The 23,288-nt window shown below is 38.9% G+C and carries 22 protein-coding genes; 2 read left to right on the top strand and 20 right to left on the bottom strand.

What is annotated here, in order from left to right; all coding sequences use genetic code 11:
* Positions 1–18: 18 nt before the first annotated feature.
* The 6 genes from lepB to HNQ85_RS11360 all read right to left on the bottom strand — a co-directional run bounded on the left by lepB (position 19) and on the right by HNQ85_RS11360 (position 5,488).
* The gene (gene lepB, locus HNQ85_RS11385; RefSeq protein ID WP_181537841.1) at positions 19–573 is read right to left on the bottom strand and encodes a signal peptidase I; all 555 of its coding nucleotides are present in this window, start codon (positions 571–573) and stop codon (positions 19–21) included.
* A 28-nt stretch (positions 574–601) separates the two neighbouring features.
* Positions 602–1,213 carry a TVP38/TMEM64 family protein gene (locus HNQ85_RS11380; protein ID WP_181537840.1) on the bottom strand — a complete coding sequence of 204 codons (612 nt, stop codon included), beginning with the start codon at positions 1,211–1,213 and terminating at the stop codon, positions 602–604.
* Positions 1,214–1,369: 156 nt separating this feature from the next.
* Positions 1,370–1,912 (bottom strand): competence protein ComK, encoded by a 543-nt coding sequence (locus tag HNQ85_RS11375; protein WP_181537839.1) that lies wholly within the window; start codon positions 1,910–1,912, stop codon positions 1,370–1,372.
* A 197-nt stretch (positions 1,913–2,109) separates the two neighbouring features.
* Positions 2,110–2,313, bottom strand: coding sequence for a hypothetical protein (locus tag HNQ85_RS11370; RefSeq protein WP_181537838.1), 204 nt, complete (start codon positions 2,311–2,313; stop codon positions 2,110–2,112).
* Between the two features lie 421 nt (positions 2,314–2,734).
* Positions 2,735–4,024, bottom strand: coding sequence for an isocitrate lyase (aceA, locus tag HNQ85_RS11365; RefSeq protein ID WP_181537837.1), 1,290 nt, complete (start codon positions 4,022–4,024; stop codon positions 2,735–2,737).
* Between the two features lie 201 nt (positions 4,025–4,225).
* Entirely contained in the window at positions 4,226–5,488 is a 1,263-nt protein-coding gene (locus HNQ85_RS11360; protein ID WP_181537836.1) for a M48 family metalloprotease, read from the bottom strand.
* Between the two features lie 146 nt (positions 5,489–5,634).
* Between HNQ85_RS11360 and HNQ85_RS11355 the strand changes: the two genes are divergently transcribed.
* Positions 5,635–6,225, top strand: coding sequence for an SCO family protein (locus tag HNQ85_RS11355; RefSeq protein WP_181537835.1), 591 nt, complete (start codon positions 5,635–5,637; stop codon positions 6,223–6,225).
* Positions 6,226–6,349: 124 nt separating this feature from the next.
* On the opposite strand, the gene HNQ85_RS11350 is transcribed toward HNQ85_RS11355, so the two are convergent.
* From HNQ85_RS11350 to HNQ85_RS11315, 8 genes are all read right to left on the bottom strand, one after another.
* The gene (locus tag HNQ85_RS11350) at positions 6,350–6,655 is read right to left on the bottom strand and encodes an AzlD domain-containing protein (protein WP_181537834.1); all 306 of its coding nucleotides are present in this window, start codon (positions 6,653–6,655) and stop codon (positions 6,350–6,352) included.
* Positions 6,648–7,367: an AzlC family ABC transporter permease gene (locus tag HNQ85_RS11345; protein ID WP_181537833.1), complete on the bottom strand. Its 720-nt coding sequence runs from the start codon at positions 7,365–7,367 to the stop codon at positions 6,648–6,650. Before HNQ85_RS11345 ends, HNQ85_RS11350 begins: the two co-directional genes overlap by 8 nt.
* Positions 7,368–7,519: 152 nt before the next feature.
* Complete coding sequence (locus HNQ85_RS11340) at positions 7,520–8,314, bottom strand: ABC transporter ATP-binding protein (protein ID WP_181537832.1); 795 nt, start codon at positions 8,312–8,314, stop codon at positions 7,520–7,522.
* Positions 8,280–9,287, bottom strand: a complete 1,008-nt coding sequence (locus HNQ85_RS11335; RefSeq protein ID WP_181537831.1) for an ABC transporter permease — start codon at positions 9,285–9,287, stop codon at positions 8,280–8,282. Before HNQ85_RS11335 ends, HNQ85_RS11340 begins: the two co-directional genes overlap by 35 nt.
* A gap of 140 nt (positions 9,288–9,427) precedes the next feature.
* Positions 9,428–10,429, bottom strand: a complete 1,002-nt coding sequence (locus tag HNQ85_RS11330; RefSeq protein WP_181537830.1) for an ABC transporter substrate-binding protein — start codon at positions 10,427–10,429, stop codon at positions 9,428–9,430.
* 214 nt (positions 10,430–10,643) lie between these two features.
* Positions 10,644–12,188, bottom strand: coding sequence for a long-chain-fatty-acid--CoA ligase (locus HNQ85_RS11325; RefSeq protein WP_181537829.1), 1,545 nt, complete (start codon positions 12,186–12,188; stop codon positions 10,644–10,646).
* A gap of 216 nt (positions 12,189–12,404) precedes the next feature.
* The gene (locus HNQ85_RS11320; protein ID WP_181537828.1) at positions 12,405–13,394 is read right to left on the bottom strand and encodes a lipoate--protein ligase; all 990 of its coding nucleotides are present in this window, start codon (positions 13,392–13,394) and stop codon (positions 12,405–12,407) included.
* 12 nt (positions 13,395–13,406) lie between these two features.
* Positions 13,407–14,141: an MBL fold metallo-hydrolase gene (locus tag HNQ85_RS11315; protein WP_181537827.1), complete on the bottom strand. Its 735-nt coding sequence runs from the start codon at positions 14,139–14,141 to the stop codon at positions 13,407–13,409.
* Between the two features lie 161 nt (positions 14,142–14,302).
* On the opposite strand from HNQ85_RS11315, the gene yhfH reads away from it, so the two are divergent.
* Positions 14,303–14,434 carry a protein YhfH gene (gene yhfH, locus HNQ85_RS11310; protein WP_181537826.1) on the top strand — a complete coding sequence of 44 codons (132 nt, stop codon included), beginning with the start codon at positions 14,303–14,305 and terminating at the stop codon, positions 14,432–14,434.
* 30 nt (positions 14,435–14,464) lie between these two features.
* Here the strand turns inward: yhfH and HNQ85_RS11305 are convergent, their stop codons facing one another.
* From HNQ85_RS11305 to HNQ85_RS11280, 6 genes are all read right to left on the bottom strand, one after another.
* On the bottom strand, positions 14,465–16,174 hold the full coding sequence (locus HNQ85_RS11305) for a glycoside hydrolase family 13 protein (RefSeq protein WP_181537825.1): 1,710 nt from the start codon (positions 16,172–16,174) through the stop codon (positions 14,465–14,467).
* 19 nt (positions 16,175–16,193) lie between these two features.
* Positions 16,194–17,021, bottom strand: a complete 828-nt coding sequence (locus tag HNQ85_RS11300; RefSeq protein WP_181537824.1) for a carbohydrate ABC transporter permease — start codon at positions 17,019–17,021, stop codon at positions 16,194–16,196.
* A gap of 15 nt (positions 17,022–17,036) precedes the next feature.
* Positions 17,037–18,374: an ABC transporter permease subunit gene (locus tag HNQ85_RS11295; protein WP_409994130.1), complete on the bottom strand. Its 1,338-nt coding sequence runs from the start codon at positions 18,372–18,374 to the stop codon at positions 17,037–17,039.
* A gap of 59 nt (positions 18,375–18,433) precedes the next feature.
* Positions 18,434–19,741 (bottom strand): ABC transporter substrate-binding protein, encoded by a 1,308-nt coding sequence (locus HNQ85_RS11290; protein WP_181537823.1) that lies wholly within the window; start codon positions 19,739–19,741, stop codon positions 18,434–18,436.
* A gap of 32 nt (positions 19,742–19,773) precedes the next feature.
* A complete protein-coding gene (locus HNQ85_RS11285; RefSeq protein WP_181537822.1) occupies positions 19,774–20,787 on the bottom strand; it encodes a LacI family DNA-binding transcriptional regulator in 1,014 nt (337 codons plus the stop codon).
* Positions 20,788–21,002: 215 nt separating this feature from the next.
* The gene (locus tag HNQ85_RS11280) at positions 21,003–23,240 is read right to left on the bottom strand and encodes a YhgE/Pip domain-containing protein (RefSeq protein WP_181537821.1); all 2,238 of its coding nucleotides are present in this window, start codon (positions 23,238–23,240) and stop codon (positions 21,003–21,005) included.
* Positions 23,241–23,288 lie beyond the last annotated feature (48 nt).

Genomic DNA, 23,288 nt, shown 5'->3' with positions numbered 1-23,288 from the left:
ATACTGTTAGGGATTCAGTTAAAACTTTATGCCAAATTCATTCATCGGCCAGTAGCGTAAATTGACTTTACCGACTACTTGATCTATTTTGACAAATCCAAAGTGACGGCTATCCCAGCTGCTCAAACGATTATCGCCAAGGACAAAAATATGACCTTCGGGCACAGTTTTTTGTCCTGTTAACTCTTCTAAAGTAAAATCTCCTGTTAACTTTCCATCAATGAGTTTACTTTTATAAAGTTTTAAATATGGCTCTTTTACTGGCTTGTCGTTTATATACAAAACGTCATTTTTATATTCGATTGTATCCCCTGGCAGCCCGATTACCCGCTTTATATAGTCTTCGTTTTTATTCGCATGAAAAATAATGATATCAAAACGTTTTAGTTCTTCAATTTGATTGCTTAACTTATTCACAATCAACATATTGCCATCCTGAAACGTCGGCATCATCGACTCGCCTTCTACCACATAATTTGTCGCAAAGAAGAAACGAATCAAAAAGACGACAAGCAGTCCTATAAAGATGGATTTTCCCCATTCTAATCCTTCATTCTTTATTTTCTCATTCATATGACCGCCTCCGTCCAAATGTTTTTCCTTAGCTTCGCTCCTCTTGTTCAGCAAAAGAAAATCTCGCTTCAACCAGTTTGCCGACATACCATAAAAGAAATACAACGATGACAACAAAAACGGTACGGAGCGGCTGTTTTACAAGAGAAACGATATCATATCCGATAAAGCTAATCGTAAAAATCATCACCATTTTTCCGAAAATAACAGCTAATGCAAACTGCTGTATACTCACGCGTGATAAGCCTGCTACAACATTGACAGCTGCTGACGGGGTAAACGGAAAGCAATAGAATAAAAATAGCGGTCCAAAACCGTGACGTTCCACCCAGTTCATTAATTGCCGAACCTTCGGATGACGGCTTAAAAAGGCAAAAAACCGTTTCTGTCCCACCTTACGGGCAAGATAAAAAACAAGCAAGGAACCGATACATGCACCTGCCCAAGAAATGATAAATCCTTTCCATAATCCAAAAGCAGCTGCATTCGCCATAACAAATATAAACAGAGGCAAAATAGGTAAAAATGATTCAAGTAGCGGCAAAACAATCCCCGGTACAATCCCGAAGGAGCGATAATCTTCAAGTAATGTAAGCACATTTTTTAACGTAAACCACTCTTTTAATGTTTCAAAGTCCATCGATAATCCCCATTCATTATTAACGCTATTACTGACACACACACACTTATTATTTTACATGTTTAACCGGGGAATAGAAAATATACAATCTTTAATTGTTAACAATTTTCAACAGTTGCATTTAGCTTTACCTATCAGTGACGCTGCAGTTTCATGTTACTGCAATGTCCATCCTTTTGTTCGATCCATTCGATATAGATATTGCAGTTTTCTTTCCCGCGCTTCCATCCGTTCCGATAATTTAGTCCGAAGCTGCGCAGTACGATACAGCTGATTAACAAATGAATGGTACGAAACTTCAAGGCAAATACTTTTTTCATTATTAAAATAAACGCGTGTTTTTTCTCCTTGCATAGGCTCATACTTGAAAACATGAATGTGAGATAGCCAAACGCAGCGAGGATCATTCGGAGAAGTAGTTGGAAAAAAGTAGATTTCATTTAATGGTTCAATCGCAATTGGCGCTTTATGAGTCACTCCAATAATTTCTCGCGTTCCGTCTTTCCTCCCTTTGAGACTGGAACCATAATAATGGCAACTCTGTTTGATGATTTCAAGCGGCTTCATTTTAACAATATATTCCCCATCTTCCTCAATTACTTTGGAATAACGAAACCCGCTATGATGATACGGAATCACAGCAATCGTATAACGGCTGACGATAAATTCATCTAGAAGAAGAAATTCACTTAACTTCATTTCATCCTCTCCCTCTCTATAAATTTATCCGCCTTCATCATACCATTGTTTTACATAATTTTCTATATTTTTAAAAAATATAAAGATAACCCAAAAGTGTCTGACCTCACGCGAAATCCATCATATATAGTGTTCCCATCTAACGTTATGTACTATATTGTGGTTGTGGGGTCTGACACTTTACTTTAGGGTCAGCCTCATGAATTCATAAATGTTTGATTCAACTCTTCCTCAGCTAAATACTCATTCGCCTGCTCAATCGCAGTATGCTCAGCAATAGAGTCTCCAGCATAAGCTTCTTCTGACAAAAACGCCTGACGAAATTGAAAATCTGTACTTAATCTTACACCTGGATTTAATACGGAATCCATTGGTATTTCTTGTTTATCTTTTTCTATCATCGCCTAACACCTCCGTTTATTAGCATGTTCCTGTATGTTTAAAACATTCACATAACAAAAAAAATGTAACAAAAAGTTAGGAAAATACGGTGAGGAAAAGAATAATTATCAAAGGAAGGAGAGACGAAAAGGGGTTTGAAATTAAAGGAATTTAAAAACATTCATTATTCATCAATGGTAAATATGTTGACGAATATGATATGACTAAATGGATATAAAAATGGAGAAACCAAAAGGTTATACCACTAGAAAACACATATAAAATCAATCCGCAGCAATGAGAGGTATTCAATGAATTTTTTCGCTACCAAATAGGAAAGTATAAATGAAAAATAACAAAGAGAAGGGCCGCCTAACTCAGCGTGCCCTTTTTCAAATGAAATATATTTTCTATCTTATACATCCCCCAAATGCCCTTTGTTTATTGTGATGTTGTAAATTGTTCTTCTTCTGTTGAACCTTTTAACGCTGTTGTGGAAGCTTGACCGCCGGAAATAACTTGAGCTACTTCATCGAAGTAACCTGTACCGACTTCGCGTTGATGTCTTGTTGCTGTGTATCCATATTTTTCAGCAGCAAATTCAGCTTGTTGTAACTCAGAATATGCAGCCATGCCGCGCTCTTTATAGCCGCGAGCAAGTTCAAACATACTGTAGTTCAACGTATGGAATCCAGCTAATGTAACAAATTGGAACTTATAACCCATTTTGCTAAGCTCAACTTGGAAGTTGGCAATCGTTTTATCGTCTAATTTTTTCTTCCAGTTAAATGAAGGAGAACAGTTATAAGCAAGCAATTTTCCTGGGAATTTCTCGTGGATCGCTTCGGCAAAACGACGAGCTTCCTCTAAGTTTGGTTCGCTTGTTTCGCACCAAATTAAATCAGCATAAGGTGCGTATGCCAATCCACGCGCGATTGCTTGGTCAAGTCCCGCCCTCGTGCGGTAGAACCCTTCCGGAGTGCGCTCTCCCGTAATAAATTCACGGTCGCGCGGATCAATGTCACTCGTAATTAAATCAGCAGCGTTCGCGTCGGTGCGAGCAATCAATACCGTTGGCACACCCATAACATCTGCAGCCAGACGTGCTGCGATTAAATTGCGGACAGCCGTTTGTGTCGGCAACAACACTTTTCCGCCCAAGTGACCGCATTTTTTCTCAGAGGAGAGTTGATCTTCAAAGTGCACACCTGCTGCCCCTGCTTCAATCATTGCTTTCATTAACTCAAATACGTTCAATTGTCCGCCAAATCCTGCTTCCGCGTCAGCAACAATCGGCGCAAAATAGTCAATATCACCGCTTCCTTCCATATGCTGAATTTGGTCAGCACGCTGTAATGCCTGATTAATCCGTTTCACAACATGCGGCACGCTGTTAGCCGGATATAAGCTTTGGTCAGGATACATTTGACCGGCAAGGTTCGCGTCAGCAGCTACTTGCCATCCGCTTAAGTAAATCGCCTTCAAACCTGCTTTCACTTGTTGAACAGCTTGGTTGCCCGTTAACGCACCTAATGCATTGATATAATCTTCCGTATTTAATAACTTCCAAAGTTTCTCTGCACCACGTCGTGCTAACGTATACTCGATATCAATCGAACCGCGTAATTTAATAACCTCTTCCGCCGTATAAGGACGAGTAATCCCTTTCCAACGTTCATCCATTTGCCAACTTTCTTCTAACTTTTTAATTCTTTCATCATTACGTGTCATATTTTCTTCCCCCTATGTTTTGATAAAAATCCTTCATGCTATTCGTGCATCCAAATATTGTGTTATCCCATCCCCTACCATTTTAGTTTTGTTATAACACAATAACCATTATTTACGTTATTATTATATAACAGTATAACAAGAAAATGGAACAACTTTTTTTAAAAAAATCAAAAAAATAAGTAGAAGGTCACATTTCTTCTACTTACGATGCTGTTCATACATATTCAAAAATACAATTCGTTCCAAAATCGTTGGATGTCCATAGCGAAAAATTTTCACTAAATATGGTGGATTCACTTGACTTAATCCTGCCCTCGTTAACTCTTGAAATGATGAAATAGCCGCTTCTGTATTTTTCGTTAACTCAATTGCATATCGATCAGCCGCATGCTCTTCGTATCTTGAAACAGCATTAACAAGTGGGCTAACAGAAAAGCTTAATAGTGAAATAAGCAGGAAAAATAGCGGTAAAGAATTCAACTCTTTTATATCTTTTATATGTAGACACACTCCCCAACGTTTAATCATCCATTTCATCAGCTTATTTGTAACATATAGTCCTATCAATGTAAGCAATACATACCCCGCTACTCCCCAATAAATATGCTTCATTACGTAATGCCCCATCTCATGGGCCATAATAAATAAAATTTCATCTTCTTGTAATCGTTCCAGCGTTGTATCCCATAGTACAATGCGCGAATTCGGCCCAATTCCTGTCACATAAGCATTTAACGCATTCGTCTTTTCCGACATATTCACCTCAAAAACATGTTCCGCTGGAATGTTTGCCTGCTCTGCCAACGCCAAAATTTTTGCCTCCAATTCTTTATCACGCAGCGGATAAAAATCATTGTAAAGCGGGTCGATTACAACCGGCTGGATAAAGGTTAAAAAGATGATAAAGGGTATCGATAATAGCCACGCATAAAACCACCAACGTTTTTCAAACTTGCGGATGAGCCAATATAATACAGACACGATCATCATCATTAATACATAATTTACCCAAAAGTGGATTATCTCGTCTTTCAACCAATGAGAAACCGTCTGCGTGTTAATGCCGTATTCTTTTGACAAGAGATAGGAAATAAAATGAAGCGGAAGTGTAAACACTGTAACAAGCAATGATAACCAAAACAAATAAACCGCTGTTTGTAAAGCCGACCATTTTGTTGTTTCTTTTGCCCACCCCTGAAATTTTCTTGATAATCCTAGCGCTAAGATAGCTATATAGATAAGCCAGTCATAAGGAATGGCTAAAAAAAATAACAAATTTTTCATCTGCGAATACTGCTCGCTTAGCATTAATTCCCTTGGTGTGAGAAAGGTTGCTGGGTCAGCGCTTGTACCTTTAAACTCCTTTGGGATAGAAGTATCGGCAAAATAAAATAAATACCAGATCATAAACAATACATATATCAAATAAATTCCGATTGACCAGCTAATAGTTTTTCTCACGAAGCAAGTCCCCCTTTCGCTACTATTTAGTTTAGTAACTTTTTGGCAAATTAGAACAGAAAGTAAAATTCAAATAATATTCAGTATTTTGCACGTTTCTATCTATTTTTTTTCATGTATGATGATAAAAAAGGAGGTGGCTTTTGTTGAAAAAGTTATATATTACGTTCGTCAGCTTATTCGTTATTTGTATCGCGATAGGTATTTTTTACTTTACCGTCTACCGGCAAGGAAAAATGGAGTTCCCGAAAAAGGTAGTGATGGAAACCGCTTGGGGAGAACCATATCATTTTGAAAATATGAAGCCAAAAGTGCGCTTGCTAGAATTTATTTATACAAATTGCCCTGATATTTGTCCAAATACAACGTTTCAAATGCAAAAATTGCGCGAAAAACTTGAACAGCAAAATGTATTCGGAAACAAAGTCGAATTTATCACCATCACTGTAGACCCAAGGCGCGACACTCGTGAAAAACTCCAAGCATATGCGAAAACATTTGGAATAAAGGAGAACGACAAAGGCTGGCTTTTATTGCGAGGAAATGAAGAGGATACAAAAAAAGTTGCCGATTCTTTTAACTTTCAATACCGCGATCCAGGAAATGGGATGATTATTCATAGTACAATCACGTATTTGCTGGATAAAAACAATCGCGTAGTTGACACGTTTGGCATGGGTGAAAAGGGATTTAAACAAGATGATGTTTATGAAACCATTATGAAAGAAATTGAGTAAGGGGCTGGCCCAAGTAGTGTCTGACCTCATGCGAAATCCATCATATATAGTGTTCGCATTCTAACGTTTACACACATATATATGGTGGTTGTGGGACCCGACACTTTTTTGTGGTCAGCCTCTTTTACATAAAAAAGGAATATACACTTAAGGCAGTAATCGCAGTTAAGATGACGATAATGACATTGGCGCCAAGCCACGCGGCGATAAGCGCGCTCAAAAAACCGACGAAGCCAAACCAAATATCCTTATTAATAAGGAGAATTCCCGGAATAATCAATGCCCCTAGCGTTGCATACGGTACGTTTTTCAATACTCCTTGCAAAAATGGCGGCATTTTCCCCCCATTAAAAACAACAAACGGAAGCATACGCGGTATATATGTGACAATCCCCATGCCGACAATCATTAAAACCATCATTTTATCCACAGTCAGCTTCCCCACTTTCTTTATAGAACAATTCGACAATCACAGCCGCCAGCAACGTAGCGCCGACGATCGCCCATCCTTTCGAAAAATGAAAAACGAACAAAAACAACGAGTTTGCGATAGCAGCAAGCCCGGCGAGCCAGATTGTTTTTCTTTGTTTTTTCAAAGCCGGCACTAGCAATCCGACAAACATCGCGTAAAGTGCGACCGACATACTTTCCTGCAAACTTTGCGGCAAACTCGCTCCGACAAGATGACCGATACCCGAACTAATCACCCAGCTTCCGTAAGAAATGGCATTGAGCCCAAACATATAAGAAGTTGTAACTGTCCCTTCTTTTGTCGCAGCAACAGCAAACGTTTCATCCGTAATGCCAAACGCGTAAAGTGCCTTTTTCCATAGCGCATCCTGCTCTACCTTTTCATTTAGTGATGCGGACATTAAAAAATGGCGAATGTTTAAAATAAATGTGGTTAAAACAATTTCAAAAACTCCTGTACCGAGAGAAAGCAAGTTTAAGGAAATATACTGAGCTGCCCCCGCATAAACAATTAAACTCATTAATACCGTCTCAAATAAACTTAACCCCGTCGTTTTCGCCAGCAACCCAAATGTAAGCGCAATCGGCATGTAACCAATGGCAATACTTACACCCGCTTGCACACCTTGCCGAAATTGCGATGATTTGCTTACAGCAAGCATTGTTTCCATTTCTACTCCCCCTCGTTCTTTAAAATCACTTATTTTTATTTTCTTAAAAATTCATAAAATTTTCAAACAGAAAAAAATCCACATGCAACTGTATGTGGATTTTTTCCGAGCTTTTCTTATTTCTTAAATATAGTGTAAAAATAATCAGAAACTTACACTAATACAACCCTGTCGCTTGTAAATTGGCTGCCTCGAATGCGTTGGAATTCTTGTAATAGCTTTTCTACCGTTAATTTTTCTTTCTCTTTTCCGCTCGCTTCAAAAATAATTTGTCCCCCGTCCATCATAATCAGACGGTTGCCTAATTTTAAGGCTTGCTCCATATTATGCGTTACCATTAGTGTCGTCAATTTTGCTTTTTCAACGATGTTTTTTGTCAGTTCGGTAATCAACTCGGCACGCGCAGGGTCTAATGCAGCGGTATGTTCATCTAACAACAGCAAATCAGGATTCGTAAATGTTGCCATTAAAAGCGATAATGCCTGTCGTTCACCTCCTGACAGCAGACCAACTTTCGCATTTAGACGGTGTTCTAATCCAAGTTGCAATGTCTCTAACGTTTCTTTAAAAAATTCACGCCGCTTTTTCGTCACACCAAACTGCAACGTCCGTTTTCTCGTTCTTCCATAGGCAAGCGCCAAATTTTCTTCGATCGTCATATTCGGCGCCGTGCCGACAAGAGGATCTTGAAATACCCGTCCAATATAGCGGGCACGCTGATGCTCGCACATTTCTGTTACATCTTTGCCATTAATCAAAACAGACCCTGTATCAGGAAACAATCTCCCTGAAATAATATTCATTAAAGTCGACTTACCAGCCCCATTGCTGCCAATGATCGTCACAAAATCTCCAGGAGCTAACGTCAAATCGATTGAGTGTAAGGCAACCTTTTCATCTACTGTTCCTTCGTTAAATACTTTTGTAATCTGTTTGAGCTGTAGCAACGTGTTCACCTCTCCTTTGGCTTTTTAACTTTTTACGTCGTTTTTCATTTTGTGAAGCTATAAATTGTGGGAGAATAAGTGCTGCAATGACAATGAACGCAGTGATAAGTTTTACATCACCTGTTTCAAGAAATTGCACTCTTAATGCTAAGGTGACCACGATGCGGTAAACAATTGCTCCACCAATGACAGCTAACGTTGCTCTTGCAATAGAATTTGCTCCAAATAACGCTTCACCAATAATCACCGAAGCTAAGCCAATAATAATCATCCCGATTCCCATACCGACATCGCTAAAGCCGCCATATTGTGCGACCAATGCGCCGGAAAAAGCAACAAGCGCGTTTGATAAGCCCAAACCGAAAATCGTCAATACATCCGTATTGGCTGAGAAACTGGTAATCATTCTCTTATTATCGCCTGTAGCACGTAATGCTAAGCCGATTTCCGTTTTTAAGAATTGGTCAATCAAGATTTTTATAATAATAACTAGGAGCGCCATTAACACAACAATCGCCCATGTTTTGGGCACAAAGTCTACCAATTTCATAGATATCAGTGCATTTTCTATCATTTCATCAATGCCGATTTTTTGCCACCAATCCGTTAAGATGGTGATCACGCTCTCTTCTTGCAACAACGGCACATTCGATTTTCCCATAATTCGCAGATTAATAGAATAAAGCGCAATCATCATTAAAATGCCTGATAAAAGCGGATTAATTTTACCTTTCGTATGCAATAATCCAGTGATACACCCTGCGACAAAACCAGCAAGCAAAGCAACAAAAGAAGCGATAAACGGATTTGTACCGTTAATAATTAAAACAGCCGCAACCGCTGCTCCTGTAACAAAACTGCCATCAACTGTTAAATCAGGAAAATCTAAAATTCGAAAAGATAAATAAACGCCTAGAGCCATAATCGCGTAAATGAATCCTGCTTCAACCGAAGCAAAAATCGCTGTAAACATATTTCTCCCATCCTTTTGAAAAGTAATGGAGCTGCGCCATAAGTGTCTGATCTCGCCACCATATATCATGTTATGTCTTATATATGGTGGTGTAGGGTCTGACACTTTGCTTTTTGGGCCAGCCCCGAATTGTTATCATATTATTCGATGTACTCCGCCATCGTCTCCCACTCTTGATTGATTTCTATGCCCATTTCCTCGGCGGCTTTCTTATTTATTTGCAACTTGAGTTTTTGTGGATATTGAACAGGTAAATCAGAAGGCTTTTTCTTTTCTTCTAAAATTTCCGATGCCATTTCCCCAGCTTCATAACCGATATCGTAATAGTCGAATCCGTATGCGGCAAACCCGCCCCGTTTTACAGAATCAAGTTCCCCAACAAACAGTGGGATATCTTCATCACTTGCTACTTTAATCACCGACTCCAAGGCAGAAACAACAGTATTATCCGTGATAATATATATACAATCCACCTTACCGACCATTGATTCTGCTGCTTGTTTTACTTCTGCCGATGTTGATACGGATACAGGAACAATTTCTAAATCTGTTCCTTTCATCGCTTTTTTTACAATATCGATTTGAGCAACAGAGTTTTGCTCTCCTGAGTTATAAATCATTCCAACACGGTTTCCTTCAATATATTTATCAATAAACTCAACCGTTTTTGGGATGGCTTCTGGATGTGTATCTGTCGTACCGGTTACATTTCCTCCAGGTTCTTCCATCGATTTAACGAGCTGAGCACCAACAGGATCTGTCACAGACGTAAATACGATTGGAATATCTTTTGTCGCATTTAACGCTCCTAAAGCACTCGGAGTAGAGTTTGCAAAAATTAAATCAACTTGATCTGAAACAAAATTATTGGCAATCGTCTGGTTATTGTTCATATCCCCCTGAGCAATTTGCACATCATATGTAACAGACAACCCTTTATCTTTCAACGCTTTCTTAAATCCTTCAAAAGCAGCATCCAATGAAGGATGTTCGACAATTTGTGTAACTCCGATTTTATAAGTTTTTTCTTTCTTATCTGAGCCGGTCTCTTCCTTTTTGCTTGTTTCACTTGCTCCACATCCGCCTAGCAAAAGCAAGCTAGCCGTTAACATAAAAGCAAGTTTCCTAACTTTCTTCTTCATCTCCTCTTCCCCCTTAACAACTTTATCACTTTTATACTTCTTCGCTTTTATGTGTTAAATTATACAGAGACGCTATTTTTGTTTCAAGTATATTCTGAATATTTCACGAAATAAAAAGTAGCACCATAACAAAAGGCCTGACTCCTCAACTGCCATATAGATGGGCAATATAATGCGATAGCTTGAGGAAATCAGACCATTATAAAACCGTTTCTTATGCTTTTGTTGAAGTTAATTGTTCTTTTAATGCACGCCGCAAAATTTTCCCTGTCGTATTTTTGGGCAATTCCTCTAAAAACACAATTGAACTTGGCACTTTATACTTCGCTAAATGTTCACGGCAATAAGCAATTAAATCTTCTTCTGTTAAGTGGGCATTTTTCGAAACAACAAAACATTTTACCGCTTCACCAAAATTCGGATCAGGAACGCCGACAACCGCAACCTCGACGACATCAGGATGATTGTAAAGTACTTCTTCCACTTCACGTGGATACACATTATAGCCGCCAACAATAATCATGTCTTTTTTCCGGTCGACAATGTAAAAATATCCTTCCTCGTCCATTTTTGCCAAATCACCTGTATAAAGCCAGCCATCACGAATCGCAGCAGCTGTTTCCTCCGGCATTTTATAATATCCTTTCATGACATTTGGTCCGCGGACAATCAGCTCTCCCACTTCTCCAACCGGCACTTCTTCGCCAAATTCATTCACCACTTTATTCTCAACATTAATAATATTTGTCCCGATAGAACCTGGTTTACGCGGACGATCCAACGGGTTAAAGCATGTAACCGGGGAAGCCTCGGACAACCCATATCCCTCAGAAATGATAACCTTAAATTTTTTTTCAAAGTTTTTCAATAAAGCAACAGGCATGGAAGCCCCTCCAGAAATACAAAGCCGCAGTGTTTGCAAATCTTCTGGATTTCCTTCAGGGTATTGCAATAGGAAGTTGTACATCGTCGGTACGCCGGCAAATACTGTCGCTTTACATTCTTTGGCAACTTTAAAAATTTCTGCAGGGCTAAATTTGGGAACAATAATGACTGTTCCCCCGTTCATTAACGGAGCATTTAAAGCAACCGTTAAACAAAAGACATGGAACATCGGCAATGTCGCAATAACCCGGTCGTCATCACTAATTTTCAAATAATTGGCGCTGTCCTGTGCATTGCTGTAAAGGTTTTTATGCGTAAGCATCGCTCCTTTTGGTTTTCCCGTTGTTCCTGACGTATAAAGAATCACCGCTGTGTCATCATCCGCCAAATCCGGTCCTTGATATGTGACGGTTCCTTCAGCAATAACAGTTGCAAACGATTTCATTTTTCCCAGCAAAGCGATTCCTTGTTCTTTTCCTTGCGGTGTTTCACAAATAATCATGTGCTCGACTTGCGGCAGACGCTCTTCCATTTTCTCTAATAATGGAATAAGCAAATCAAGGGTAATGACTGTTTTCACATCTCCATTGTTTAAAATATAACTGATTTCATCTGCCGTATAAATTGGATTGATTGGTATTACCGTTGCTCCTGCGCGCAACGCCCCGTACAGTCCAATGACAAAATACGGGGAATTTCCTAATAATAATGCAACATGATCCCCTTTGTTCACTCCCATTTGGCTTAGACCGCTGGCAAATTTTGATATCGATGCATCTAACTCGGCATATGTACAAGACGTACCTTGAAAAATATATGCTTCTTTCGTTGGGTGTTTAGTTGCGATTTCCGTTAACCGTGATGATAAATTCACTTACACTCCCTCCCCTTGTGTAATGAATGAATAATCATTCATTTAAAAATTTAAAAAATTCTAACTATATTATATGTAAACAGCAAAAAATGGGCAAGAAAGAAATAAGAGACTGGCCCATAAGTGTCTGACCTCCTGCGCAACCCACAATATATAGTGTTATGTCCTATATATTATGGTTGTGGGGTCTGACACTTGCTTTTGGGTCAGCCTCTTCTAGTAAACTAAATCAATAAACTCTTCCTTTGTGATATTTCCAAAATACATTTGAACATTGATTCCCTTTAACGCTTCCTCAATTTCTTGCTTACTGTATCGTACACCAGTTAATAATTTTTCAATATCGCTCACATCACCGACTCCGAAAAAGTCTCCATATATCTTACAGTTCTCAATCATTCCTTTGTTGACTTCAAGACGGATATCGATTTGTCCTACCGGAAAACGATGAGTATGCTGTAAATTAAATTTTGGCGATTTCCCGTAATTCCAATCCCAGTTTTTATAACGCTCTTCAGAAATACGGTAAATCTCTTTCCAATCCGCTTCAGTCAGTTTATATGTCGGAATCTCTCCGTCCGTATTAAAAATATAACGAAGCAATATTTGCTTAAATTCATGAATCGTCATCGGTTCTGTTAAAAATTCGCTGATGTTCGCGACACGGCTGCGAATGGATTTAATTCCTTTCGATTCTATTTTGTCCTTTTTTACATTTAACGCAGAAACGACCGCATCAATCTCCGAATTAAAAAGAAGCGTGCCGTGGCTAAACATTCTTCCTTTAGTGGAAAATTGCGCATTGCCGGAAATTTTCCGGCCTTCTACTAAAATGTCGTTCCGTCCGCTCAACTCAGCGTTGACGCCAAGCTTACGCAACGCCTGAATCACAGGCTCTGTGAATTTTTTGAAGTTATGAAAACTTTCACCGTCATCTTTCGTAATAAAGCTAAAATTTAAGTTGCCTAAATCGTGATAGACCGCACCGCCTCCTGATAAGCGGCGCACAACATGAATACCGTTTTCTTCAACGTATTTCGTGTTTATTTCTTCAATCGTATTTTGGTTTTTCCCGATAATAATGGACGGTTCGTTAATATAAAACAATAAATACGTTTCATTTATATCGAGGTTTTTCAGCGCGTACTCTTCAATCGCCAAATTCACGCGCGGGTCAGTAATTCCTTCGTTATCAATAAAAAGCATAATATTCCCCCTCTATTTCTCCCATACAAGCCCCGATTTTGCTAAATGGACTGGTCCATTGAAAATCGCTTTTGCTTCTTTCACTAGATTGTCTAACTCTCCAAAATGAGGCAGATGTGTAAGTAGAAGTTCACCGACATTGGCATCGCGGGCAATGGTTGCTGCCTCTTCACTTGTCATATGCCCAGCCGGTGTTGCGTTTTGTCCTGCATAAAAATTGCTCTCACAAATGAGCAAGTCGGCATTTTGCGCAAATGGTACAAACTCCGGCAAATAGCTGGAATCAGCTGTATAAACAACAGTAGCATCTCCTGCAGTGATTCGCATCGCATAGCAAATGGCCGGATGTTGCGTTTTCATAAATTGAATCGCAAATGGCCCAATTTGCAATGTTTCTTCTGGGTTGTAAGCAATGTTTTTTGTAATATCTTTATGGGCAAGACGAGCAAAAGCGTCCCGATCCAATGAATGCCCGTAAATCGGCAATTCTTCTAACGAAGCACCAAGATTTTTTTTAATTAAGCGTGCATATTGTAATGGACCAATATCAGCAACATGGTCATGATGATAATGCGAAATAATGACTGCATCAAGCTCTTCAACTGATATGTAATTTTGTAATTGGGACAGCACACCGCTGCCGCAATCAACTAACAAATGAAATCCATCGTGCTGAAACAAATAACCTGATGTTGCCTCACACGCAGCAGGAAATCCTCCCCAAAAACCGACAACCGTTACTTTCATATCTATCCCTTCCCTCTTAAAAATTTTCCTCTTCAGCTTTTCACTATAAACGATTTCGTAAACATTTGCATTATTTTATAAACTTGTTACAAAACAGAGATTGACACAACCAAATCTGTTATAATACAATATAGCTAACAAATTATTTGGAGGCGATAAAAATGCTAGTTAAAAGTTCAGAATTTTTCAAAAACCTTCCACCGAAAAAATGCACAGAATGTGGAAAAGAGATAGAAGAACAACACGAATGCTATGGAAATACATGTCATAATTGCTTAAAAGTGACATACTAAAACAAAAAGCAGCCTTTAACGGCTGCTCTCTTATTTTAGTTTATACACACGTGCTTCATACGGTTTTAATAAAATCGTTTTAATCTCTTCATTTTCATCCACAGGATAATTGCTAATCAACAATTGTTTTTCAGCAAACGTAATGTGATTCGGTAAAGCAAAAGTTGGTGTTTCCGCACTAAAGTTTGTAATGACAAGCAATTGTTCATTCTCTAACTTTCTAATGTATGCGTAAATTTGCTCATCATCTTCCAAAATGAGCTCATACGAACCATAAATGATAATGTCATGCTCTTTACGTAAACGAATTAATTTTTTATAGTAGTGAAAAATCGAATGTTCATCTTTAAGAGCCTGCTCAACGTTAATTTCACGATAGTTTGGATTGACTTCAATCCATGGCGTTCCAGTCGTAAATCCCGCATGTTCTGTTGCATCCCATTGCATCGGCGTACGCGCATTATCACGTCCACGATAATGAATCGCTTTTAATATCTTTTCTGGATCATAGCCTTTTTCAACCACTAAATCTTTCCATAAATTATGAATTTCTACATCACGATATTGTTCAATTGTTGGAAAGGCGACATTCGTCATGCCAATTTCTTGTCCTTGATAAATATATGGCGTACCTTGCATCATATGAAGCCATGTTGCTAACATTTTCGCGCTTTCAAGGCGATAACGTTGATCATCGCCAAATCGCGAAACAGAACGAGGCTGGTCGTGATTTTCAAGGTAAAGAGAGTTCCATCCTTTTCCATGTAATTCCGTTTGCCATTTGCTCATAATTTTTTTCAAGTCTGTTAATTTCCACGGTTGAATATCCCATTTTCCGAGAGGGCTTTCAGGCTTCGTATCCACATCCATATGCTCAAAGTGAAACAACATACTCATAACACCATCTTGCTCATTGGTAAAACGAATGGCATCATCCGTATTGACAAACGGTGTTTCACCAACGGTCAAAATATCGTACTTACTTAATACCTTCTCTTTCATTTCCCGCAAGTAATCCATTAATTTCGGACCATTAACAAAATATTGGCCTCCCCATTGATAACGATCATTCGGATTTGTCACTGGTGCATCTGGCAGTCCCTCTACTTTTGATAACAAGTTGATGACATCCATTCGGAACCCATCAATTCCACGGTCGAGCCACCAAGTCATCATCTCAAAAACTTCTTTACGGACGTTCGGATTTTCCCAGTTTAAATCCGGCTGCTTTTTAGAGAAAAGATGTAAATAATATTCCCCTGTCGTTTCATCGTACTGCCAAGCAGAACCACTAAAAAATGATTGCCAGTTGTTCGGTTCTTTTCCATCCTTTCCAGGACGCCAAATATAATAATCGCGATACGGATTATCTTTTGATTTCCTTGATTCAATAAACCACGGATGCTCATCAGATGTATGATTCACGACTAAATCCATCACTAACTTCATACCTCGTTCATGCATTTCCGTTAATAACTCATCCCAATCTGCAAGCGTCCCGAATTCATCCATAATCGCTTGATAATCACTAATATCATACCCATTATCATCATTCGGTGATTTGTATACAGGTGATAACCATACGACATCGACACCAAGTTCTTTTAGATAATCTAATTTTTCAATAATGCCACGTAAATCACCAATTCCATCACCGTTTGAATCTTTAAAGCTGCGCGGATAAATTTGATATACAACCGCTTCTTTCCACCATTTTTTATTTTTTGAAATCGATTTCATAATCTATTCACCCTTTTATTTATTCTTTCACTGAACCGGATGTTAACCCTGAAACAATCCGACGTTGGAATAATAACACCATGATAACAAGCGGAATGGTCACAATGACAGTCGCGGCGGAAATTTCGCCCCATGGAATTGTATATTGTCCTTGAAACATGGCAATTCCGACTGGAACCGTTTTATATTTTTCTGCTGTATTAATCGTTAGCGAGAATAAAAACTCATTCCATGCCGCAATAAAGACGAGAATCGATGTCGTGAACACTCCTGGTACCGCAAGCGGTAAAATGATTTTAAAATACGTCTGCATCGGTGTTGCTCCGTCGATTTTTGCTGCCTCTTCTAAATCAAATGGAATTTTTCTGAAAAACGTGACCAATAGCCAAATCGATAACGGCAAAGCAAACGTTGTATAAGGAATAATCAAACCTAGATAACTATTCGTTAATCCAAATTTTTTCACAAACATATAAATCGGTGAAATCGTTGCAATTTGTGGAAACATCGATACTGCTAAAACAATCCCAAGAATCAGTGCCTTTCCTTTAAATTCAAGACGCGCAATCGCATATGCGGCAAATGCAGCAACGAATACCGTATAAATAGTCGTAATCGTCGCTACAACCGTGCTGTTCCATAAATAGCGTAAAAACGGGTAGTTCACAAACACGGAAACATATGACTTCAAGGTTGGATGGCTTGTGAACCAATTAAAAGCTTCTTCTCCGAACAATTCGCTTAACGGCTTTACCGAACTGAGTAAAATCCATAAAAACGGAAACATGACGAAAAATACGAAGAAAACTAAAAACACGTAAAATAGCGGGCCTGCTTTTTTCTGCATAATCTCACCCCTTCTTTATTTTTTCGCACTATCGGAGAGTAAATCTGCTCCTAAAATCTTAATATAAATCGTAGAAATGATCGCAACGCAAATAAAGACGATAACCGCTAACGCCGAACCTTCTCCGAAATTTGTTTGTGAGAACATCACTTTATACGCTAAAATCGAAATCGTCTCTGTTGAGTTTGCTGGACCTCCACCAGTCAAAACGAAAATTAAGTCAAAGACACGGAACGCATCAAGCGTGCGGAATAAGAGCGCCACTAAAATGCTTGATTTTAATAAAGGTAACGTAATTTTCATAAATTGCTGCCATTTCGTTGCTCCGTCAATTGACGCTGCTTCATATAAAGAGCTTGGAATGGTTTGCAATCCAGCCAGTAATAATAACGCCATATAAGGGGTTGTTTTCCACACATCTGCAAAAATGACCGCAAACATGGCCCCTCCTTCAGTTGTTAGTAGGTCGCCCATTTTGTCGACTAAACCAATATCTGCAAAATATTTTGCAACAATGCCATTTTGCCCATCATATAAAAATTTCCACATAAGTGCTGAAACTGCAGTTGGAATCGCCCATGGGATAAGAATGGTCGCACGAACAAGCCCCCGACCAAAAAACGCTTTATTAATTAAAATTGCAATCGCCAATCCTAATACAAGCTCAACAGCAACAGAAATAACGGTAAATACCGTTGTATTCCATAATGCCTTCCAGAGGCGCTCATCAGCGAAATTATCTTTATAGTGTTTAAGTCCGATAAAGTTCGGCTCAATAATCGTTCCTTTTAGCCCTTTAGCAAGCCCTGTTACTTTATCTGCTTGCTTTAATTCGCCTGCTTCTTTCATTTCATCCAATGTTTTAGCGGCATTATCAATCGTTTCGTTTAATTTTTGGGCCACTTCTTGATCTATCTCAACCATTTTTATTTCGTCACTTGGAGATTCAAAATTATTTAGCGTCTCATCTACTTGCTCATAACGTCTTTCCACTTCTTTATCAGAGCGAATTTCTTCATCCATACTTTGCAACTGCTTTTGTACGTTCGCTAACGCTTCCTTCGTATCTTCATTTGCAGTAGCTATCTCTTGTTTTAAAGCGCTGCTTAAAAATGGGTAGTTTTGTAAGTACCCTTCTAAGTCAAGGCTATAGTTTAAATGAACTGACGATTTCGCCGGGTTGTTTAACCGATAGTCAAATAAACTATAATAAAATGATTGAATTACCGGCCAAATCGCGACAGCTAAAATCAATAACAGTGCCGGAGCAACAAGCGCATAGCCTAATAGACGTTCCGAACGCTTTTCATTTCCCAAAGAACTCCCTTTTTTCACACGCCTTCCCCCTAGCATAAAGGATATTAGCCTTCAGCGCTTGTATAACAGCAAGCTGAAGGCTAACGGAACTACTCTTATTTTTGCATTGTTGCCTTAATTTCTTTTTCCATATTGGCAACAGCTTGCTCAACGGTTAATTCTCCTGCAATGGCCTTAGAGACATTGATTTGAATAATTTCTGATACTTCTGGATAGTTTGGAACGACAGGGCGTGGTACCGCTGCGTTTAATGCGTTCACAAAGCCTTCTTCAGCAAAGAATGGGTTTGCCTTTAAAATTTCTTCATCCTTGAACAATTCTGGAAGAGTTGGTGCTAAACCACCGTAAATGGCCGAAATTTTTTGTCCCTCTGGTCCTGTCATAAATTTTACAAATTCCCATGCTTCTTTTTTATGTTTAGAATATTTATTAATCGCGGTCATCCAACCACCTAACGTTGCCGCAGAACCTTTATCGCCAGCTGGTAGTGGTGCTACGCCAACTTTACCGGCAATTTTTGATTGTTCTTGATCGTTTGCTAAGGCATATTGATATGGCCAGTTACGAATAAAAGGGGATTGCCCTTCGATAAATGCTGTATGAGACTCAGGCTCCGTAAACGTTGTAATATTGCTTGGAACAACATCAGACTTCGCAATTTCCACTAATTTTTTCAATCCTTTAATCGTTTCTGGGCTGTTAACAACGACATTATTATTTTCATCGACAATTTTTCCGCCGTAAGAAGCGATAAACTCAACAGCATTACATACTAAGCCTTCATACTGCTTTGCCTGCATTAAATAACCAAATTGTGTGCCTCCTTTTCCTTTAAATTCTTTTGCCTTCGCTAGTAACTCATCCCATGTCTTTGGAACTTGATCTTTCGGAACAATGTCAGTGCGGTAAAATAACATCCCTGCATCGATAAATTTTGGCATTGCCCATTGTTTACCATCAAAATTTCCTGCTGCTAATGCACCTTGGTTATATTTGCTTAAATCAACACCATCTTGTTCAATAAAACGGTCTAATGGCAACGTATAACCAGCTTGAGCAAATTCAGCCGGCCATACAACATCAAGATCCATAACATCAATTTCTGATGACTGGGCGTTTAACATCGTCACATATGCGTCATGTTGTTGACCGGTATCTGCAGGCATTTCGCGGAACTCCACGTCAATATTTGGATGCTTTTTTTCAAACTCTTCGATAATCTTCTCTGTCGCTTTAGTAGAATCTTGTCCGCGAGCATAAACGATTTTTACAACTTCTTCTGACTTTCCTCCTGTTTTCTGATTGTCCTTTTTATCCTCGCCTGCATTTTCACCGTTTGAGCATGCTGTCAACCCGATTGTAAGCGCTAACATCACTGATGAAAATTTCATTGTCTTTTTCATCATTAACCCCCCTGTATATGGTAACGATTTCATTATTGGTCTGTAAGCTTGTTTGAAACAGTCGATTCTCTAATAATAAGACGTAATGGAAATTCATACACTTCGCGCTGTCGATATGTTCGAGAATGAATTTTTTCAATCATAATTTCAAGCGCCTTTTGGGCCATCTTTTCAACCGGTTGATATACGGTAGTAATCGTCGGTTCCATAAGCTCGGTAATCGTTTGATTGTCAAAGCCGACAACAGCGAGCTCCTCCGGAACTTTGCATCCATGTTTTTTCGCTTCGGAAATCATTCCGGCTGCTACTTCATCACTTCCAGTAAATACAGCCGTAGGCGATTCAGAAAGAGACATCATTTGATGAAACACCCGTCTGCCGTCTTCACTATGTAAAGCATCCCTAAACGCATATTGCTCATCAAATTCAATCCCGTATTCAGAAAGCGCTTTCCGAAACCCGATTTCACGATGACTCGCGACGTTGCTTCGCGTGCTGCCACAACAATAAGCGATTCGCCTATGCCCTTGTTCCAACAAATGCTTAGTGGCGATATAACCACCATACATTTGATTGAGCATCACAGACGGAACATTTGCGCGCTCATTAAATTCATTGCATAGTACAATTGGTCCGTAATCTAGGAAAGGTTCAAGCACTTCCCAGTCGTTTTGAATCGAAGCAAGAATAACACCATCAACCTGCTTGGTTTTTAAGAGATTCATATAGTTCAGTTCTTTTTCTGATGAATATCTCGTCTGACAAATGATAAGCTGGTAGCCATGTTCAGAGGCATACATTTCTATCGATTCCACTAATTTACTAAAAAATGGATTTATAATTCTTGGAATCAATAGTGCAATCATGTCTGTTTTTTGACTTCGTAGACTTCGCGCCAATGAGTTAGGAGCATACCCTAATTGGTTCATCGCTTCAATCACTAGTTTTCTCTTATCCTCTGAAACATATGGATGATTATTAATGACTCTTGATACAGTAGTCCGCGACAGTCCGGCTAATTTAGCTACATCTTCAATCGTTGACATCGTGCTTTTACCTCCTCTCTTGCAAAAATGTAACACCCCCTCAAGAAAATGAAATCGTTTTCATAAACGGATTATAATGTAATTTATACCAATATTCAACTATTAATCTTTAAAATTTCAAAAAATTTTTTTAATAAAAAAGCAGAAACAACCATTAGCAAACTAGATATTTAAAAACCGATCTATTTTCCCTTAACAACAAAAACTCCTAAGGACTACAATGCCTTAGGAGTTTCTGCCGCATCTTCCATCATTGAATGGAATTGTCGTTTATGTTTTATTGTAAAATATAAAATCGTGCCCGTAGCTAATATAATTGTAAAACCTAATAATATAAAAGCATTTTTCCACATAAATGCAAAGTCTCCGCTTGAAATCACTGCTTTAAACCCAAATACGGAATAAGTCATCGGTAGCCAAGCGTTAAAAGGCTGCAACACTTTTGGAATTAATTCAAGCGGGAATGTTCCAGCGCTCGTCGTTAATTGTAAAATTAAAATAACAATTCCAACAAAACGGCCAGGATCTCCTAATGTTGTGACAAGGAATTGAATTAACGCAATAAATGTAAGGCTTGTGATGATGCTAAACAAGATAAACATTGGCACGCTTTGCACATCAATGCCTAATCCAGCAAGCAACACTGTATCAGCTAATAACGCTTGGATGACCCCGGCAATCATCAAGACGCCAAATTTGCCAACAAACCAGCTAATACCTGAACTTGGGACGCCAGCAGGTTCCCGTAATGGAAAGACAATTGATAATAATAAGGCTCCGACAAATAAACCTAACGATAAGAAATATGGTGCAAAGCCAGTACCGTAGTTTGGCACTTCATTCATTTTTTTATTTTCTACTTCAACTGGTTTGGCAAACATGTTATATACATCTTTATTTGCTTTTACATTTCCAACTTCTTTTGCACCGTCTTTTAATTTCGTTGCAAGTTCATTGGAACCTTTGTCTAGTTTTCCCATTCCATCGGCAAGCTCACTCGAACCAGAAGCTAGTTTATTCACACCACCTTGTAATTGATTGGAACCGGAGGCTAGTTCATTTAAGCCTGACGATAATTGACCGCTACCGCTCGCAAGTTGTTCAACGCCGCTTTTTGCTTCGTTCATTTTTTCACCAAATGTGGTTAATCCTTGAACGAGTTTCGTTTGTCCAACAGCTAACGTATCAGCACCTGCGGCTAGTTGCTCTTGTCCGGCGATTAACCGTTTCATTCCATTGCTTAAAGCGAGCTGACCATTATATAATTGCGTCGCACCAGAAGCAAGTTGACTAGCACCGTTTTTTAATGCTGCTGCCCCTGTGGAGAGTTGTTCCATTCCTCCTGAGACTTTCTTGCTTCCTTCGGCTAACTGCTTCACATTATTTTTTAATGTTTCTAACATCGCTTTTTCTTGTGGATCAACGGTTTGTGAAATCATTGCATCGAGTTGTGTAACCATTTTCTCAAGTCCAGCGCTTACTTGTACAGCTCCTGCTTTTGTTTGTTCCGCACCTTGTCTCCATTGTTCCAACGAAACGGAAAGATTGCTTGCTCCTTCTTTTAATCGTGCCGCACCATTCGTAAGCTGCGGAAGTTTTTCATTTATTTCTTCCATTCCTGCAAGTGATTGTTGTAAGCCGCCAGCTAATTGCTTAGAACCTGTCTCCGCCTTTTTCGCTCCTTCCAGCAGTCGCGCTTGACCATCTTTCAGCTGCGCAAAACCATTGTTTAACTCATCCAGTCCATGATTTAAACGTTCAGAGCCTGAAGCAGCTGTTTGTAATCCGTCTTTAAACGCAATTGATTTTTCCGCTAATACTCTTAAGTTTTTGTAAATTTCTGTAGATCCATCTTTGGCGATGACAATTCCATCATGAAGTTTTCCGGCACCTTCGCCTGCATCATTTAATCCTTTTGCTACTTTTTTAATGTTATCAAACATCGTTTCCGCGTAAGTTGCCGTTAACGTATTGGAAACTTCTTCTTTAATTTTTTCTACGGCTGTACTGCCGATTTGTGCCGACAAAAAGTTAAAGCTTTCATTCGGCATATAAATTAACTCCATCTTTTTCGGATGCTCATCTTGTAACGTTGTCGCATTTTTCGAGAAGTTTTCCGGGATTTTTATCACCATATAATATTTTTGATTTTTTAATCCCTTCTCTCCCTCTTCTTCATCGACAAAGTGCCAAGAAAACTGTTTATTTTCTTTTAAGTTTTTCACTAGCTCATCGCCGATTTCTAGTTTTTCTCCATTGAAAACTGCGCCTTTATCATTATTTACAACAGCAACAGGCAATTCATCAAGATGGCCATATGGGTCCCAAAATGCCCATAAAAACATACCGCTGTATAGCACTGGAATAAATAATACAGCAATCACAGGAATTAAAATTTTCCGGTTTGTCACCATTGCTTTTAATTCCTCAAAAAATAGGGAAAACGCCCGCATATTACTCCCCCTTTCAGGATATTTGACCATTTTGTTCATTCAGTCAGT

It is taken from the genome of [Anoxybacillus] calidus, assembly GCF_013760845.1.
GTDB classification, from domain to species: Bacteria; Bacillota; Bacilli; order Bacillales; family Anoxybacillaceae; genus Paranoxybacillus; species Paranoxybacillus calidus.
Note: the sequence above shows the minus strand (reverse complement) of the source record. Positions and strands in the feature narration are given on the sequence as shown.